Genomic DNA, 17,344 nt, shown 5'->3' on the forward strand with positions numbered 1-17,344 from the left:
GGTTTATTTATAATCTCTCCCTCTCTCTTGTTTTTTTAATTTTTAAAATCTTTTAGGATCAAGCACAAAAAAACCGCTTACTGGTTATCATAAGCGGTCATTTACGGCATTAATTTTTGATATTAGCCTTTAATTTTACTTTTAAGGGTAGCAACGATACCTGAAAGGGCATAGATCAGGCCAATCGCTAAGATACCGACAGGAATATCATACAGCACAATACTCATCACCAAGACACCAACGATCAGCACCACAAATGGGACTTTCTTTTTATCAAACTCTTTAAAGCTGTAGTATTTGACATTACTGACCATCAGTAGGCCACATACCACCACCCAAGTGGCAAACAACATCATGACGAGCGTATCAAATTGGCCTATCCATTCGTTATGATCGACGGCAACCATGACTGCAGCGGTGACCAAGATAGCTGCTAGCGGACTGGCTAAGCCAACAAAGTATTTTTTGTCCACTTCCCCAATCTGTACGTTAAAGCGAGCCAAACGAAAGGCGGCGCACGCGGTAAAGACAAAAGCACAGCCAATACCAATGCGACCAAGTGGCTGCAAGGCAAAGCTGTAAACCAAAATCGCGGGCGCAACACCAAACGCGAGCATATCCGCTAGTGAGTCATATTGCTCACCAAACGGACTTTGCGCGTTGAGCATGCGCGCAACCCGACCATCCATACCATCTAAAATGCCTGATAGAAAAATAGCTAGCGAGGCTTTGTAAAACTCGCCTTGGGTACTGGCCAAAATGGAGAAAAAACCCGAAAGCAGTGATAAGGTGGTAATGAGGTTGGCCGGAAGATACACACCGCGACTGACCATACGTTTGCCCTCAGCTACCTCAGCTTCAATCACTTCAAAGGTCAGACCGTCATAATTGTCGGTATCTGCCAGATGCATATTGAAATCATGCTCATCAGTATACGGTGCTCCAGTGGCGGCACTATGCGGTGCGTCATTGTGGCTGTGCGGTTTGTGAGCGGGGTCGCGCGGCGGAGTGGTCATAGTGATATCCTTACTCTCCAACCAACCAGCGCACGTTAGTGGCACTGTCTGGCGATAAATCGGGTGCGTCTGCAACTTTTAAAATAGGCTGTAAGAAGCGTAAAATCTCGCGGGCATGGTTGTCAAACTGCCATGGCGGATTGATAATCAGCATTCCTGTACCGTTTAGACCCACGGCGATGTCATTAGGATAGATGTTTAGCTCACACACCAATTGACGTCTCATCTCAGTACGTTTGAGCTTTTTGTAGAACAGCTCAACAGCTTCGATATTCTTGATGGGGAACCACAGCGCATAGGTGCCTTGTGGCCATTTGTTATAAGCGGCAACCAACAGGTTAATCAAACGCGTAAAGTCTTTGTGCTCTTGCTCAAAAGGTGGATCAAGTAAAATCAAACCGCGCTTTTCTTTTGGCGGTATAACAGCAGTGATACCTTCAAACGCATCGCGATGGTGAATACCAATTGGCAACTTATGTAGCTGGTAATTCAGGGCATCGTATTCACTGGCTTTGGCTTCAAACGCTTCGCCGCGCACACCTGCCTCAGGATTTTTTTCAACATGATGCGCAATCCACCACGGTGAACCCGGATAGACTTTATTGTCGTAAGTGAATTTGGCTTGCTTGATGCCTTCCATATAGTCTTTGACAGCGGCTGGGGCTTTTTCCATATCCGCTTTCAAAAAAGCCTGAATACCACCGTTGGCCTCTCCTGTTTTGCGTGCTTCCTCACTACTTAGTGAATACAGTCCACGACCGCCATAGGCGTCAAGCACATAAAACGGTTTGTTTTTCTGCCCCAGTTGGTTAAGCAGTTGTACCAATAAAATGTGTTTGACCACATCAGCAAAGTTACCAGCGTGGTAGGCGTGTTTATAGTTCATAATCTCAAAAGTTTAAATAAGAAAAATTGTATCTATGGTAGCATAGGCGGAGTAAAAGATAACGATGGTTTTGGTAAAAGAGGCGTGGATAAATGATGACAAAGATCATCAGTAACTTAAAAGTGACAGAATTGGCGATGGATGGGGTGATTGAGTCGCATCAGCTGTTAGATGCAGCTCCCGTTTTGCAAGCCGAGGATTTTGCTATTGACTGGGCGCAAATATTTGATAGCAGCGCCCTTGATCGCTTTATCACTGAGGGCTGGATGGTCCTTGATGATGTCTTCACAGACAAAGCACTCTTAGCACTGCAGGCAGAAAGTGGCTTTATTGAGTATCGGGATGCCGCCCTAACCGATGGCATTCGTATTAGTGATATACGCGGTGATAGAATACGCTGGATCACTGAGAACTTTTTTGCAGGCTATCATTATCTACAAAGCATTAACACACTCGCCGCTCTGTTTAACCGTAGCTTGTTTGCGGGTATTCGCCATAGTGAGGCGCATTATGCCTGTTATCCGATTGGCTTTGGTTATCAATGGCATAGCGACAACCCTATTGGGCGCGATGAGCGGGTAATCTCGGCGGTGTTTTATCTCAATGATGATTGGGAGTCGACTGACGGCGGCGCGCTAGAAGTCGTGGATAAGCATGGCGTCCATCATGAGATCATGCCAGTCGCCAACAGACTCATTATCTTTGACAGCGATCTACGTCATCAAGTGCAAATTGCCCATCGTCAGCGCTATTCTATTGCCACGTGGATGCGCCGTGACGGTCTTGTACCCTTTGTCGAAGTAGAGGTTTAGTATTACCCTTTATTATCCATTTATATCTCATATTTCAATTATTATACAGAAGGTTTAACCATGTCTGACTCTCACACCCAAACAAGCGCTCACCAGCAAACAACTCACCAGCAAGCAACCTTAGACTTGAGTATTGCACTGTTAGAGCGTCCTTCAGTAACGCCCGATGATGACGGTTGCCAAGATATATTGGCAGAGCGTTTGGAGCAAGCAGGCTTTGACTGCGAGTTTATGTACTATGGTGATAGACAAGCAAAGGGCGAACACGCTGAAGTCAAAAACTTGTGGGCGCGTCGTGGTAACACTGATCCCGTCATTTGTTTTGCCGGTCATACTGACGTCGTACCAACGGGTGATGAAAACAACTGGACGTATCCGCCATTTAGCCCAACCATAGCTGATGGGTATCTATGGGCGCGCGGTGCGGCTGATATGAAGACCGGTATCGCGGCTTTTACTATTGCGGTTGAACGTTTCGTTGCCAATTATCCTGAGCACAATGGCTCAATTGCTTTTTTGCTCACCTCGGACGAAGAAGGGCCGTCAATTAATGGCACGGTTAAAGTGATCGAGACTCTAGAAGCGCGTGACGAAAAAATTACCTACTGTCTCGTGGGTGAGCCATCAAGCACTGATACGTTAGGCGATATCATCAAAAACGGTCGTCGTGGCTCACTTGGTGCGGAGCTGACGGTTACAGGTAAACAAGGTCACGTCGCCTATCCGCATTTGGCCTGTAATCCGATTCATGCAGCGATGTCTGCCCTTGCTGAACTGACATCGACTGCATGGGATAATGGCAATGATTATTTCCCTGCTACGTCATTGCAGATATCAAATATCAATGGTGGCACAGGTGCAACCAATGTCATCCCTGAAACGCTAAACGTTGTCTTTAACTTCCGTTTCTCAACTGAAACGACTGAAGATGAGCTAAAAGCAAAAACCCATGCTATCTTTGATAAACATTTCCCTAATAACCAAACTTCAGACAATAAAGCCAGTTACGCGATCAACTGGAAGTTATCAGGACAACCATTCTTGACCCCTGAAGGCAAACTGGTCTCGGCCTGTCAAAATGCCATCAAAAAAGTAACCGATGTTGATACCACCTTATCTACCTCTGGCGGTACATCTGATGGTCGCTTTATCGCGCCAACAGGGGCACAAGTTGTGGAGCTTGGCGTACGTAATGCCACGATTCATCAAGTGGATGAAAAAGTAGAAGTCTATGACTTGGGTAAACTGGCGCAGATTTATGAAGGGATATTGGAGAATTTGTTGGTCAAGTAACTAATACTTTTAAGCATAAAAAAAAGCGGTATCTATCAATATAAATAGCGCTTTTTTTACGTACAAGATACTATGTCTACAAAAGCTAGCCACTACTGTGGAAAATTAAACGTATAAGACTAAACCTACCACCCATAGTGTTAGGCTTAAAAACAGTATCCCTATCAGCATGAGCATCAAATACCGCCACCGCTGATTTAAATAGCCTGAAAAAACAATAATAGCCTCATACGGTGCTTTGGGGTTTACCTTAATACAAATAAGGTCACCCAGCGTTAACTGATTCCACCATACTGGAAGTGGATCATACCGATTTATCAAGTCATTAAACATAGGTCTAACGACTTTCATGTCATGAATAGAAAATGTGACTTGTTTGGATTGGTATTGACAATCTTTATAATGATATTTATAAACAATCTCTGGATAAACATGAGGTACAATGCCTTCAGTGTATTCATCATACAAGCCAATGCTCATACCAATTACCTGTGCCTCACATATTATCCAACCTGTCTTTGCACGTTTGTATTTTAAATAAAGCGGGGTAGCAAAAGCAATAAGACCACCGCTAATAGAGATACTTACTGCCAGACCAATGACTATAAGCGTTATATGTAGCAGTTGTTGATGGTCAATCGTCATTGTAATAAGGTATTTATCATAAGTATCACTTCGTTAGCCTGTGGCTTTCACTCACGCAACTTTTAAGCTTGATAATCGCATCGTTAATCTGATAGATGGCTTACCTTATAGTGATAACTAACCCTTGTTGCACTGAAGCGTTACTGTATCAGCGATTACTCAATCCCAATATACACATCAACTTGACCGTATTCTAAATTGCCACCGATATAATGTTCAAAATCTACATTAAACGTTCGGGTATGCTCACAGTCTGCCGTATTAAAATATTCCCACGCATTCTCCCATGCATTCATGACAGTATTAGGCATATGACCTTCTTCAGAAAACACCAAGTACTTTCCTGCAGGTATGTTTACTTCTACTACATCACTCATATTAGCCGCAATTTTACTTTCTGATTGAGCATTTTGCTCGCTAGCAGTTTTCCAGCTTGCGACAACATCAAACGCGCCTGCTAGATCATCGCTTTCGTAATTGTGATAGATACCGTAAATATCTTCGCCTTCAGGAAGTTGACCCGCATAATTTTGATAAAACTTTTGCCATAATCTACCCAATTTGGCAGTATCATGGCTGATCTCAGCGTTATTGGTGGTACGGACGCTGATACCGCTGCACGCTATCGCTTCTGGTAATTCTTTAACTTGTGATGTCATGATGCGGCCTTTATTGTCTGTTGGTTTAATTTCTTACTTATCGTTATGCTTACAGAGCGAATTGATTAGTCTGCTTCGTCGATCCAATTCATTTGAATGGCTTCTAAAATGCCTTCGTTTGAGCGTTGTGGGTCATCATCAAAACCTTCAAGCTCAGTGACCCAGCGATGCAAATCGGTAAAACGTATGTACTGCGGATCAGTCTCTGGAAATTTCTCATAAAGCTCAATGGCGATATCTAAGCTGTCTGTCCATTTTAATTTTTGTGGCGTCATAACGGTACCTTTTTTAGTCGTTTTAGAAATAGTAGTGTCGCCTTGATATTGACGATTTGATGGACTCCATCGTACCAAAATTCAGCAAATGATTATAGCCAAGTTCTTGTACAATGCAATTCTCACTACCATTTCTTCATGCTGTTGTTAATGCCGTTTATGCAGACTTGGTAGATTTTACAGCGGCTTGGTGGTTATTCCATGTGTTAATCACATCGGTCAACCGCTCGCCTACCATATCTAGCAGCTCTGGTGTGCGTATGCCGGTATCATCGGTAAAGACAAACTTGGTCATACCAACGCCCATGAGTTGGTTTTTGACAAAAAATCGATGCTCAAAATACACGTATTTGTGATCCCAGCCTGCAACCGCACTGCTAAGCGTCATTTTATCTAAAAATTTGATTTGTTTGAGATAGACCATTTCTTGCATGGCGATGACCCATTTAAGAGGTTTAATACCTTTTTGATGACAGCGTGCCGTGACCCAGTGTGTCACGTTTAGCTCAATAAATGAGAGATAACGATAATTGGGCAAATGGTCGCGAAATCCCATGTCATGCGGCAGGATTCGATAATGGCGCACGACTGGCGCACAAAGCTGCTCATGGCTAAGACGCGTCTGAACAGAGTCTTGCTTCAGTTGCTGCTTGAGTAAGGCAGTCATGATAAAAAAACGCAGTAACATGTTCATGGGCAGCTCTCTGTCTGGTTAAATGGGGGCGTCAATAGTCACAAAGCGATGATGACGAAAACAATATCGTGATAAAGAACGCCCATAAAAAAAGCCACCACAGTGACTTTTTTAATTGCCGTCAATTCTCATAGTGACTAACACATCAACGTATCTTAGCATCACGATCCGCTGCTAACAGCGGATAATATAGACGCATGCAGTCAGCCGCTGAGATAATGGCAGTCACTTTTATAGCCGTCACTTTTATTAGTGACCGCCGCCATTAATACTGCGTACCATCTCTTCGACCATTTTCTTGGCATCACCAAAGATCATCATGGTTTTGTCCATATAAAAGAGGCTGTTGTCCAAACCTGCATAACCGGTACTCATGGAACGCTTGATGACCATAACGGTTTGGGCCTTGGTGACATCAAGGATAGGCATACCAAAGATTGGGGACGCAGGATCATCTTTTGCCGCAGGGTTAACCACGTCGTTGGCACCAATAACCAATACCACATCAGTACTGGCAAAGTCTGAGTTGATCTCATCCATTTCTAAGATATCATCATAAGGCACGTCGGCTTCAGCAAGTAAGACGTTCATATGGCCTGGCATACGACCTGCGACAGGATGAATGGCAAAGCGCACGTTGACGCCCTCTTCTTTTAATAACTCGTACATCTCTTTGACGGCATTTTGGGCGCGGCCTTGTGCCATACCATAACCGGGTACGATGATGACATCACTGGCATTGGCCATTAAGAACCCAGCATCCTCTGCTGAGCCAGACTTGTAGGTTTTGGGTGCACCATCATCGCCGCCTGCTGCCACCGCTGATGTGCCCATACCTCCAAACAATACATTCAAGAGTGAACGGTTCATGGCTTTACACATGATATAAGACAAAATCGCCCCTGATGAACCAACGAGTGAGCCTGCGATAATCAGCATCGAGTTGCCAAGGGTAAAACCAATCCCAGCGGCTGCCCAACCAGAGAATGAGTTCAATAGCGATACCACTACTGGCATATCACCGCCACCGATGGGCGCGATCCACATCCAACCAAAAATAATGGCTAAGAGTGACATCGCATAAAATGCTGGTAAGGAGTCAGTCATAAAATACACGGCACCAAAACCGATCATCGCAACAAACAATAGCGCTTGTACGGGCTTAACCCAGTTGCCTGTTAGGGTTTTTGCCCACTTTTTCGCCGCAAGTTTGCCAAAGGCAAAAACAGAGGCCGAAAAGGTAATCGCACCGATAAAGCAGCCCACAAACAGCTCTAGGCGCGCAACCGTACTGTGCGCTTGTTCGGTATGCAATACGGTGGCCAAAGCGATGGCAACGGCAGACAGACCAACAAAGGAATGCATGAGCGCCACCGTTTCAGGCATCTGCGTCATGGCAACAGTTTTGGCCTTCCAAATGCCCACAATCGCACCCAAAACCATCGCACCGATAATCAGCCACAATACAGGCCCTTCGGCTAAGAAAAAGGTGGTGACAACGGCGATGGTCATAGCGGCCATACCCAAACGGTTACCACGTATCGCCGTTTTGGGACTGGACAAGCCGCGTAAAGTCAGCACGAACAATATGGCCCCGATAAGATAAAACCAGTCTGCATTGGCAGCGATGACATTCATTTGATTCATGCCTCACCCCCAGTATCTGTTGTCGCTTTTTTAGGCTTGGGTTTGAACATTGATAGCATGCGTTCAGTCACCGCAAAACCACCAAAAATATTGATACTGGCTAAAAATACCGCAAATGCACCCAGCAAACTGGTGGCACTAAAATCACTGCCATTGATGGTTACCGTCTGCAGCATCGCACCGACGATCACGATACTCGATAGCGCGTTGGTCACTGCCATTAGCGGCGTATGTAGCGCGGGCGTGACACCCCACACCACGTAATATCCTACAAAGATAGCCAGTACAAATATGGTAAAAATCGCCACGAACGGGGTATTGCCCATTGCTGCGCCCAAAACAGTCGCTATCATCTGATCCTCCTAAAATCCGTTTATTGTGCTCAATTTACTGTGCTTAGCGGCTGGCAATGTGCTAGCGCTGCTGCAAACGTACCTGTCCTTCATGGGTGACGGCCAATGCGCCTTGAATCTCATCATCCATGTCTAGATGTAATGTCGGTGCTGCCTGCTCAGATGCATTATCCGCCTCGTCGCGTTTAATCAGGGTGGTGATAAAATTCACCAAATTGTTGGCGTATAAATCTGAAGACTGCGCCGCCAGCATAGACGGGATATTTGCCGCGCCAACGATACGTACGCCATTGTCCGTGGTAACTGTCTCATAGGCGATGCAGCCTGCGACATTGCCGCCTGTTGCTGCTGCCATATCGACGAGCACTGCACCTGCTTTCATATTGTCCAAGGTATCTTGATGTACCAGCTTTGGTGCTTGTCGTCCTGGGATCTGAGCGGTAGTAATGACGATATCGGCGGCGCGCAAGGCTTTGTCCACCACGGCAGCTTGGTCTTTGATATACTGCGCCGATGGTGTCCATGCATAACCGCCAGTGGCTTTGGCTTGTTGTGCCTCCTCCTCACTCATGGGCACATCCAGCCATTTGCCGCCCAATGACTCGACTTGTTCTCTGGCCGCAGGGCGCAAATCACTGGCTTCAACCACTGCGCCCAATCGCTTGGCTGTGGCAATCGCCTGCAAGCCTGCCACACCAACCCCCAAAATAATCACTTTGGCAGGCTTCACCGTGCCTGCTGAAGTCATAAACATCGGGAAAGGACGGGAGTATTCGTTAGCTGCCAGTAATACCGCTTTATAGCCGGCAAGGTTGGCCTGCGATGACAGTACATCCATATTTTGCGCACGGGATAGCGTACGCGGCAGCAGCTCCATAGCAAAGGCCGAGACGCCGCGCGCACTATAAGTATCAAGCTGGGTGTTGCGATAAGGATCGAGCATACCGATCAGTAGCTGCCCTGATTGCATGGTCTGCGCCATGTCAGCTGGTAGGTCATTCACCACTGTAATGATATCCACCGATGCGATAACCTCTTCGCTGGTCAGCGCGATGCTGGCACCTGCCTCTTGATAACGCGCATCGGTATAATAAGCACCGAGGCCTGCGCCAGACTGTATCACCACTGCGCAGCCCAGTTTTTGCAATTTTTTGACTGCGTCTGGGGTGAGTGCCACACGGTTTTCCTGTGTACTGTCGGCACTGATAACACCGATTTTCATACTGTCTCCTTGTAATGAGTGATGCGGTTGCATCGATCCTTGATGAAATCTATTGCACGGGTTGAGAGACTGCAAACATCACTTAGCAGTGAAGCAAATGTTGCACTCTTGATGAGTGAACATCATGTTGTGAACATAGTAATACCAGATACTATCAATTAAATAAATGATATGCTAGCCTACATCACGAACATTTATTATCGAAATACCACTTACTTTATTTCATTACTTATTGACGGCCACAAATTGGCTAAAAAGTATTATTTTGACTTCGCTGTCATAATTTTTATTGTTATATTTAGAGGTTTTTTTCAACCAGTCCTAGATGATGAGGAATGACAATGTATTTTGTGCTCTCCCCTGCCAAATCTTTGAATCAACAAGATGACATCCCGCTTGATCTTGTCGCTGATTACAGTCAGCCTGCACTACTTGAGCAGGCAGCCACCTTGATGCGGGTGCTCAAAACCAAAGATCCGCTAGCGCTACAAGAGCTAATGAGCATCTCAGCCGAGCTTGCCGAGCTCAACGTGATGCGCAATCAAGCATGGCAACAACCATTTACGATCGACAATGCCAGACCTGCGGCGTATTTGTTTGACGGTGATGTCTACACGGGGCTTGCCAGCTATGAGATGGATAAAAACACCATGAAGTATCTGAATACGCATTTGGGTATTTTGTCAGGACTGTATGGCGTGCTCAAACCACTGGATTTGGTGCAGCCTTACCGACTCGAAATGGGCGTCAAGCTCAAGACGGCAAACGCGGAGAATCTATACGAGTTTTGGGATGACACCATCACTGCGCTATTAAATACGTACATCAGCGAGGCGCAGCATGCTGACGGCAACCGTGTATTGGTCAATCTGGCTTCCAATGAGTACTTTAAGGTGGTAAAGAAAAAGGTACTAGATGCGACGGTCATCACTCCGCGCTTTGAAGATATGAAAAATGGCCGTTATAAAATCATCAGCTTTTATGCCAAAAAAGCGCGTGGCTTGATGGTGAAATACGCCGCAGACAATAAAATCACCGACGCTGAACAGTTAAAGGGCTTTAATTTGGCAGGCTATTATTATTGCGAAGAGGCATCTGATGATAAGACGTGGACGTTTAGACGCGATGCAGCGGAATAATGGGTGACTATTAGGCGAATATTTTTAAACAAATACCTTGTCACCATCATGTATTATTGTCAGCCCAAACACCATAAAAACCCCGATATGTTCAAACTATCGGGGTTTTATATTTTTTATTAAAAAAAGTAATTAATATTACAGCAAAATATCCATAGATTATATTTATGTAACAAATTATAATAATCAACCAAATTTATATTTAGGAAGCCTGAAATGCCTAGTTTTAAGCTACGAGCGTTCTATACCATTGCTTTCGTACTTACTGTCTATACTATCTACTATTTCAGTACCAGAGATACCAACTCACCAGAGCTAGTAGGAATGCTTAATGAAGTAGAGTGTTTTACTGAGCCAACAGACGAAGACCACGCAAAACGTAACCGTGCCTTAGTAGCATTTGATGATTATGCGCTTTATTTTATTTGTTTGAGTAAGAATGATACTGAGAACAAACAGTATTTGAGATGCCAAAAAGAAGGGTTCCATCAGGCTTTTTGTGGTAATGAAGCTGAATTATATCAACAATATAGCTTAACCAACGATGGGGACACCATAGATATTTCTCTTTACAATAAAGATGCACCAGATATTGAAAGCTCAGTTACATATGATTTTTCGCAGCAGGGCTTTAAATCTACAGGCAATACTAAAGCCAATAAAAAGCAACTTCATTTTAGCAAAAGTGATCTGCGTAACGTTGAAAAATTTACATTTCACGAAGATTTCGTTTGTGACAGTAAAGCAAGTCGACTTAATGTTTCGATGTGTCGAGCTGTACTATCGTATAACAGTCTTGATATCGGCATATCAATTCTATTAGTAGGTGAAGAAGATACAGTATTTAGTGAATATGATGCCAAGAAAAATATCAACCATTGGCTCAGATTATTAAATGATATCGTTCAACCTATCGAAAAAACATAACTTAAGTTTAATAGCCTGTTGTAAACATCAGTCTATATCTATAACAATCTAAATAATAAATTGATATTCACAAATCAGTACAGGTTAAACAATTCTCCTTATGGAAAATATTTTTAAACGTTCTTTGTATATTCTCGGTTTTGTTGCAATTTTAGGTTTTTTTGCAGATAACTTTATTGGCGAAAAAGCAGAAGCTATAGAGTTACCGCCTTCACTTGCAGCGATAGAATGCTTACCACCTCCTGAAAATGAGAAACATGCAAACAATAACCGCACCCTACTTGATTACGATAGTTATGCTATCTATAGTTTATGCATACCAGCCGACATGATGGGACAAAAAGATAAATTAAAATGCGGCTATGGATATGAGGATCCGGGTGTATTGAAATGCGATGGGAGCGCTATATTAGAACAGAATTACGTCCACGCTGGTATAGAGGATATCTATGCAGCTGATGCCCCAAGTACTCGTACGCCAAACCCCAAAAGTAAAGTCACAATTGAGTTGAGTCAACAGTCATTAGATATCCGTAAACCAGAATTTCAATATTACACTAAAGAAGACTATATCTGGAAAGGGATCACTATACCCAGTAAGTTTATAAAGCTTAGTGAACCAGTTTGTCAATCACCGATAAACATTGGTGCTACCAATAAAAATGAGACAGCTCGTGAAAGTAGTTTTTGCTTTGTTAATATCGTCAGTGGTAATTTGAACGTTAAACTTGAAATCGAATCTTTTCCAAACGATTACGGGAAGCTCAAACGCAGTGAACAGATTGAAGAAATTAATTTTTGGCTCAAACTGGTTGATCAGTTGATTGTTCGTAACTAAAAATCTATGTGATTTCAGTCTAACCTTTAAATAATATAAAAAGAGCCACAAAAAAAGCCCTGCTATCTTTCGATAGCAGAGCCTTTGATAGTCAAATAGACTTTATGAGGTTGATTTTACTTTTTGCGAAAAGTGATTTATCGAGGAAGACGAGCGAGAATAGTACTTATTGTACATTGAGCGCGTCTGACAAAGACAAACCACTTTGCAGCATAAGTAAAATTACATCATGCCGCCCATTCCACCCATACCGCCCATGCCACCAGCAGCGCCGCCCATAGCAGCCATACCGTCATCACCTTGTGGCAAATCAGTAATCATGGCTTCAGTGGTGAGCATAAGGCCAGCAACAGAGGCAGCGTTTTCTAGTGCTGAACGAGATACTTTGGCTGGATCAAGGATACCCATCTCAAGCATATCGCCGTATTCGCCAGAGGCAGCGTTATAGCCGTAGTTACCCGTACCATTTTTCACTGCATTTACGACGACAGAGGCTTCTTCGCCAGCGTTGGTTACGATTTGACGTAGTGGTGCTTCCATCGCGCGGCGTAGGATATTGATACCGGCGTCTTGGTCATCGTTATCGCCTTTTAGCTCAGACAAGGCATTCATAGCACGAACTAATGCCACACCGCCGCCAGGGACAACGCCTTCTTCAACCGCTGCGCGAGTGGCATGTAGCGCATCGTCAACACGGTCTTTCTTCTCTTTCATTTCTGTTTCAGTCGCTGCGCCAACTTTGATCACTGCGACACCGCCTGCTAGTTTCGCAACGCGTTCTTGTAGTTTTTCTTTATCGTAGTCAGAGGTAGACTCTGCGATCTGACGGTTGATAGACTCAACACGGTTTTCGATATCAGCTGAGTTACCAGCGCCATCAACGATGACGGTGTTTTCTTTACCAACCGTGACTTTTTTCGCCGTACCCAATTGCTCAAGGGTTGCAGTCTCTAGGCTCAGACCAATCTCTTCAGAGATAACCGTACCGCCTGTTAGCGTTGCGATGTCTTCTAGCATGGCTTTACGACGATCGCCGAAACCTGGTGCTTTAACGGCACAAGTTTTCAAGCCGCCACGCATGTTGTTCACAACTAGGGTTGCCAATGCTTCGTTTTCTACGTCTTCAGCGATGATTAGCAATGGTTTGCTTTGCTGCATGACTTGCTCAAGTAATGGCACAATCTCACGAATGTTGCTAATTTTTTTGTCAACCAATAGGATATATGGGTTTTCAAATTCAGCAGTCAGGCTGTCTTGCTTGTTGGCAAAGTACGGGCTGATATAACCACGGTCAAACTGCATACCTTCGACAACTTCTAAGGTATCTTCAAAGCTTGACCCTTCTTCAACGGTGATCACGCCTTGCTTACCCACTTTTTGCATCGCTTGTGAGATCAACTCACCGATTTTGGTGTCTGAGTTAGCAGAGATAGACCCGACTTGCGCGATGGCTTTTTCGTCATCAGCTGGTGTTGATAGCTCATGAATCTCGGTCACGGCGGCGCGAACAGCTTTGTCGATACCGCGTTTTAGATCCATTGGGTTCATGCCAGCGGCGACTGACTTCATGCCTTCTTGCAAAATTGACTGAGCCAATACGGTCGCCGTCGTTGTACCATCACCAGCAACATCATTGGTGCGGCTAGCCACTTCACGAACAAGCTGGGCACCCATGTTTTCAAATTTGTTTTCAAGTTCGATTTCTTTAGCAACCGAGACACCATCTTTGGTGATGGTTGGCGCGCCAAATGATTTGTCGATAACCACGTTACGACCTTTAGGGCCTAGGGTGACGCGTACTGCGTTTGCTAGAACGTTTACGCCGTCCATCATTTGTTTACGGGCATCTATGCCGAATTTTACGTCTTTTGCCATGTTAAATTACTCCAATAATATAATTAAATCGTCTGAGACATTGTTATTTAAACGAATACGTCGTTGATTAGGCTTCTAACACGCCCAATACGTCAGACTCTTTCATGATCAATAGTTCTTCGCCGTCAACTTTAACCGTTTGCCCAGCGTATTGACCGAATAAGACTTTGTCGCCAACTTTGACATCTAACGCACGGGTTTCACCGTTGTCACGAATTTGACCGTTGCCCGTTGCCAATACTTCACCTTGTGATGGCTTTTCTTGTGCAGAACCTGGTAATAAGATACCGCCTGCAGTTTTTGTTTCTTCTTCTATGCGGCGAACGACGATACGGTCATGTAAAGGACGAATGTTCATCAGTCTGACTCCAAAATTTAGTCTTAGTTTATGGGTTTATTCAATGTGAGTGGCTCAAGTCTAACTTGAGCTTGTTTCAAAAAGTGGGGGCAAGATGAAATGGCTTCAAGTGTCACGGCAAAAAATTTACAAGAATACCGCACATTTTATGGCCGCTACGGGGCTAACAAAGCGAATGATGGGCAAAAATACCGCTGATCATTGCCATTTTCTATCTGTCGTTTGTATAAGATCGCCAAATGGCTAAGAAGCTAGAGAGCTTATTGACGCGTGGTTACCAACAAGCAATGCCAGCACGTGTTTGGCAACACAGACAACAAAACCCAAACGTGGCCAGTGACCGCGTCCCTTGAAAATGTAACAGTATATGACCATCATAATGGCTATCTTACACTGCATTTCTTAATGACTTTTTCAATCACTGGGCCAATTGAAGTAAGTAATAAATAATCACCATGGTCGCTGCTGATCGTATCGAGAGCCATTCAATAAACAAGACGAGGCTCAAAATAATGAAAGAAGTAAGCAATACATCAATTGAGGATATATCATGAGTCACAATACCCAAAAACCGTCATCTTTTAAGTCAAAACTGTTAAGCAAGCTCACCTCTGGAGTAGGCATTGCCGCAGTTGGCGCGGCCAGTATGAGCGCGCCTGCCTTTGCCAGCGCCCAAACACTGCAACCTTCAACCGCAGAGTATAGCTTCACGGTAGAAGACAAATACAAAGGTACAGCCACCCGTACCCTGAGCAAATCTGGCAACACGTGGCAATATGATGTCAACGCCCGTGTGGCAGGTGTCGCCAGTGCCGCGCAGCACAGCCGCTTTACCATTAGCGGCAATCAGGTAAGTCCAAGCCAAGCCAGCACCACTTACAAGTTATTTGGAATTGGTCGCACCCATAAGCTCAGCTTTGACCCCAGCAAAAAACAAGTGGTCAGCAACTATAAGGGCAAATCGACGACGCTTGGTATGCCGCAGCAGGCCTTTGATGATCTCAGCCTTGAAGTGCAAATCCGCCAAGATTTGATGAGCGGTAAATTCTCAGGCAACTATTACATGGCCAAAAAAAATAAGGTTGAAAAAACGCCGTTCAAAAAATCTGGTAATACCACCATTACCGTACCTGCAGGTACCTTTGATACGGTACGTGTCGATCGTATCCATGATGATAACAGTCGTTCGACCAGTTTTTGGCTCGCACCCAGCCTTGACTACTTACCTATCAAGGTTAGCCAAGTCAATGATGGTAAAAAAATGGATTTAGAGCTGACACAGGTGAAATAGCATCACGTTTATCAAAACATTTCACCCATAAAAAAGCGGCGCTCATCCTAATATGGTGAGCGCCGCTTTTTTATCTGCTGTCTATGTATGAGTATGAGCCGATACCATTAACGTTGGCGGGGACGCTTGACGACGTTGTTCATTGATGGCAAGCGTTTGAGCAAAATGAACAGCCAAAAGTTGATGGCGAACAATAGCAAAAAATCCATCAAATATACCGCTATCTCAGCCCAACTGCTGCCATAGACACGGGTAAACAATATCACCCCACTGGCGCCCAAATAGACCAGCGTAAACATGCTACTAATCAATAGCGCATAAGGCGAGCGCCCGCGTAGTACCCATGGCGTCAAAACAAACGCAGGTACCAGCCATAGCGCTTGCCACGCAATACCGCCAATGATATCGGGACTGCTTGGATTAAAAACGCTAATAAAAATTGGCAAACCAAACAGCCGATACGCCAACCAAAGCAGCCAAGTGACGAGCAGGCGGCGACGTGGCGGCTCAATGGGTTTACTCGGTTGCTCAGGTGGGGTCGATGGGCGCTCAGCACGAGACTGACCAACAGATGCATTTGTAGACGATGCAGACACATGAGCAGCGGAGGAATCGGTATGGTTTGACATCAGATATATGAGCTTCCTAATCGGCAATAATACTGGTATAAGGCGCTTAGCGTGACCAGTTGGCTTGCGCGAGCGCTTTGGCACTGATGGCTAGGCGACGGCCCTGCGCGATACCCAACTCACGCTCGTCAGTATCAATAGGCTGATCATGCATGGCACCACTAATATGGCTTGCGCCATAGGGCGTGCCGCCGCGTGAGGTACGGTTTAAGGCAGGCTCGGCATAAGGCAAACCAACAATCATCATACCGTGATGCATCAATGGTAACATCATCGTCAGCAGTGTGGTTTCTTGTCCGCCATGCATGGAGCCTGTCGCTGTAAATACGGACGCTGGCTTGTTTTGTAAGTCTCCAGCCAGCCAAAGCGTCACCGTATTGTCCCAAAAATATTTCATTGGGGCAGCCATATTGCCAAAGTGCGTTGGACTACCCAGCGCCAACCCTGTACAACCTTTGAGATCATCCATGGTGCAATACAAGTCGCCTTCATCAGGAATGGCGGGCTTATTGACCTGCGTTTCAGGTGCGACGCTTGGCACCGTGCGGATACGCGCGGTTAGCCCCGCCTCTTCGATGCCTTGAGCAACGGCGTAGGCAAGCATTTTGGTGGTGCCATGACCGGAGTAGTACAGTACCAGCACATAGGGGTTGGGTTCACTCATAGATAAGTATCCTTAAATCAGATCCATTATAGTCGCCACCAATGGCTTAAGCAGGTGCTCTCTCACCAAGACACTACGGCGAGATGAGACTCTTGCTGCGGCCATTATGCCTCAGTGACCA

19 protein-coding genes are annotated in these 17,344 nt (G+C 45.0%); 6 read left to right on the forward strand and 13 right to left on the reverse strand.

The genetic code is table 11. The features are described from left to right. Positions 1-122: 122 nt before the first annotated feature. Positions 123-911: a CDP-diacylglycerol--serine O-phosphatidyltransferase gene (pssA, locus tag ACFI32_RS06180; protein WP_462625791.1), complete on the reverse strand. Its 789-nt coding sequence runs from the start codon at positions 909-911 to the stop codon at positions 123-125. A 115-nt stretch (positions 912-1,026) separates the two neighbouring features. Next, positions 1,027-1,902 (reverse strand): 23S rRNA (adenine(2030)-N(6))-methyltransferase RlmJ, encoded by an 876-nt coding sequence (locus tag ACFI32_RS06185; RefSeq protein ID WP_462625646.1) that lies wholly within the window; start codon positions 1,900-1,902, stop codon positions 1,027-1,029. Between the two features lie 92 nt (positions 1,903-1,994). Here ACFI32_RS06185 and ACFI32_RS06190 point away from each other — a divergent pair, with 92 nt between their 5' ends. Then, complete coding sequence (locus tag ACFI32_RS06190) at positions 1,995-2,714, forward strand: 2OG-Fe(II) oxygenase (protein WP_462625647.1); 720 nt, start codon at positions 1,995-1,997, stop codon at positions 2,712-2,714. A gap of 60 nt (positions 2,715-2,774) precedes the next feature. Beyond that, positions 2,775-4,007, forward strand: coding sequence for a succinyl-diaminopimelate desuccinylase (gene dapE, locus ACFI32_RS06195; protein ID WP_462625648.1), 1,233 nt, complete (start codon positions 2,775-2,777; stop codon positions 4,005-4,007). Between the two features lie 105 nt (positions 4,008-4,112). Here the strand turns inward: dapE and ACFI32_RS06200 are convergent, their stop codons facing one another. The 7 genes from ACFI32_RS06200 to ACFI32_RS06230 all read right to left on the reverse strand — a co-directional run bounded on the left by ACFI32_RS06200 (position 4,113) and on the right by ACFI32_RS06230 (position 9,502). Further along, positions 4,113-4,652 carry a hypothetical protein gene (locus tag ACFI32_RS06200; RefSeq protein WP_462625649.1) on the reverse strand — a complete coding sequence of 180 codons (540 nt, stop codon included), beginning with the start codon at positions 4,650-4,652 and terminating at the stop codon, positions 4,113-4,115. 155 nt (positions 4,653-4,807) lie between these two features. After that, entirely contained in the window at positions 4,808-5,311 is a 504-nt protein-coding gene (locus tag ACFI32_RS06205; RefSeq protein ID WP_462625650.1) for a GyrI-like domain-containing protein, read from the reverse strand. Between the two features lie 65 nt (positions 5,312-5,376). Continuing rightward, a complete protein-coding gene (iscX, locus tag ACFI32_RS06210; protein WP_011279849.1) occupies positions 5,377-5,586 on the reverse strand; it encodes a Fe-S cluster assembly protein IscX in 210 nt (69 codons plus the stop codon). A 157-nt stretch (positions 5,587-5,743) separates the two neighbouring features. Continuing rightward, a complete protein-coding gene (locus ACFI32_RS06215) occupies positions 5,744-6,280 on the reverse strand; it encodes an acyl-CoA thioesterase (RefSeq protein ID WP_462625651.1) in 537 nt (178 codons plus the stop codon). Between the two features lie 249 nt (positions 6,281-6,529). Then, positions 6,530-7,918: an NAD(P)(+) transhydrogenase (Re/Si-specific) subunit beta gene (locus ACFI32_RS06220; protein ID WP_462625792.1), complete on the reverse strand. Its 1,389-nt coding sequence runs from the start codon at positions 7,916-7,918 to the stop codon at positions 6,530-6,532. Between the two features lie 5 nt (positions 7,919-7,923). Beyond that, positions 7,924-8,280: a proton-translocating transhydrogenase family protein gene (locus ACFI32_RS06225; protein ID WP_462625652.1), complete on the reverse strand. Its 357-nt coding sequence runs from the start codon at positions 8,278-8,280 to the stop codon at positions 7,924-7,926. A gap of 61 nt (positions 8,281-8,341) precedes the next feature. Continuing rightward, a complete protein-coding gene (locus tag ACFI32_RS06230; RefSeq protein ID WP_462625653.1) occupies positions 8,342-9,502 on the reverse strand; it encodes an NAD(P) transhydrogenase subunit alpha in 1,161 nt (386 codons plus the stop codon). A gap of 341 nt (positions 9,503-9,843) precedes the next feature. On the opposite strand from ACFI32_RS06230, the gene yaaA reads away from it, so the two are divergent. The 3 genes from yaaA to ACFI32_RS06245 all read left to right on the forward strand — a co-directional run bounded on the left by yaaA (position 9,844) and on the right by ACFI32_RS06245 (position 12,406). Beyond that, on the forward strand, positions 9,844-10,641 hold the full coding sequence (gene yaaA / locus ACFI32_RS06235; RefSeq protein WP_462625793.1) for a peroxide stress protein YaaA: 798 nt from the start codon (positions 9,844-9,846) through the stop codon (positions 10,639-10,641). A gap of 216 nt (positions 10,642-10,857) precedes the next feature. After that, entirely contained in the window at positions 10,858-11,568 is a 711-nt protein-coding gene (locus ACFI32_RS06240) for a hypothetical protein (protein WP_462625654.1), read from the forward strand. 100 nt (positions 11,569-11,668) lie between these two features. Further along, positions 11,669-12,406: a hypothetical protein gene (locus ACFI32_RS06245; RefSeq protein ID WP_462625655.1), complete on the forward strand. Its 738-nt coding sequence runs from the start codon at positions 11,669-11,671 to the stop codon at positions 12,404-12,406. Positions 12,407-12,628: 222 nt separating this feature from the next. On the opposite strand, the gene groL is transcribed toward ACFI32_RS06245, so the two are convergent. Together groL and ACFI32_RS06255 are read right to left on the reverse strand one after the other, a co-directional pair. Then, positions 12,629-14,281, reverse strand: a complete 1,653-nt coding sequence (groL, locus tag ACFI32_RS06250) for a chaperonin GroEL (RefSeq protein WP_462625656.1) — start codon at positions 14,279-14,281, stop codon at positions 12,629-12,631. 67 nt (positions 14,282-14,348) lie between these two features. Then, complete coding sequence (locus tag ACFI32_RS06255; RefSeq protein ID WP_462625794.1) at positions 14,349-14,642, reverse strand: co-chaperone GroES; 294 nt, start codon at positions 14,640-14,642, stop codon at positions 14,349-14,351. Between the two features lie 547 nt (positions 14,643-15,189). Between ACFI32_RS06255 and ACFI32_RS06260 the strand changes: the two genes are divergently transcribed. Then, complete coding sequence (locus tag ACFI32_RS06260) at positions 15,190-15,930, forward strand: DUF3108 domain-containing protein (RefSeq protein ID WP_462625657.1); 741 nt, start codon at positions 15,190-15,192, stop codon at positions 15,928-15,930. A 107-nt stretch (positions 15,931-16,037) separates the two neighbouring features. On the opposite strand, the gene ACFI32_RS06265 is transcribed toward ACFI32_RS06260, so the two are convergent. Together ACFI32_RS06265 and wrbA are read right to left on the reverse strand one after the other, a co-directional pair. Then, on the reverse strand, positions 16,038-16,559 hold the full coding sequence (locus ACFI32_RS06265) for a hypothetical protein (RefSeq protein WP_462625658.1): 522 nt from the start codon (positions 16,557-16,559) through the stop codon (positions 16,038-16,040). A gap of 46 nt (positions 16,560-16,605) precedes the next feature. Further along, positions 16,606-17,223: an NAD(P)H:quinone oxidoreductase gene (gene wrbA, locus ACFI32_RS06270; RefSeq protein WP_462625659.1), complete on the reverse strand. Its 618-nt coding sequence runs from the start codon at positions 17,221-17,223 to the stop codon at positions 16,606-16,608. Positions 17,224-17,344: the final 121 nt, after the last annotated feature.

This window comes from Psychrobacter sp. PSi21, assembly GCF_054960615.1.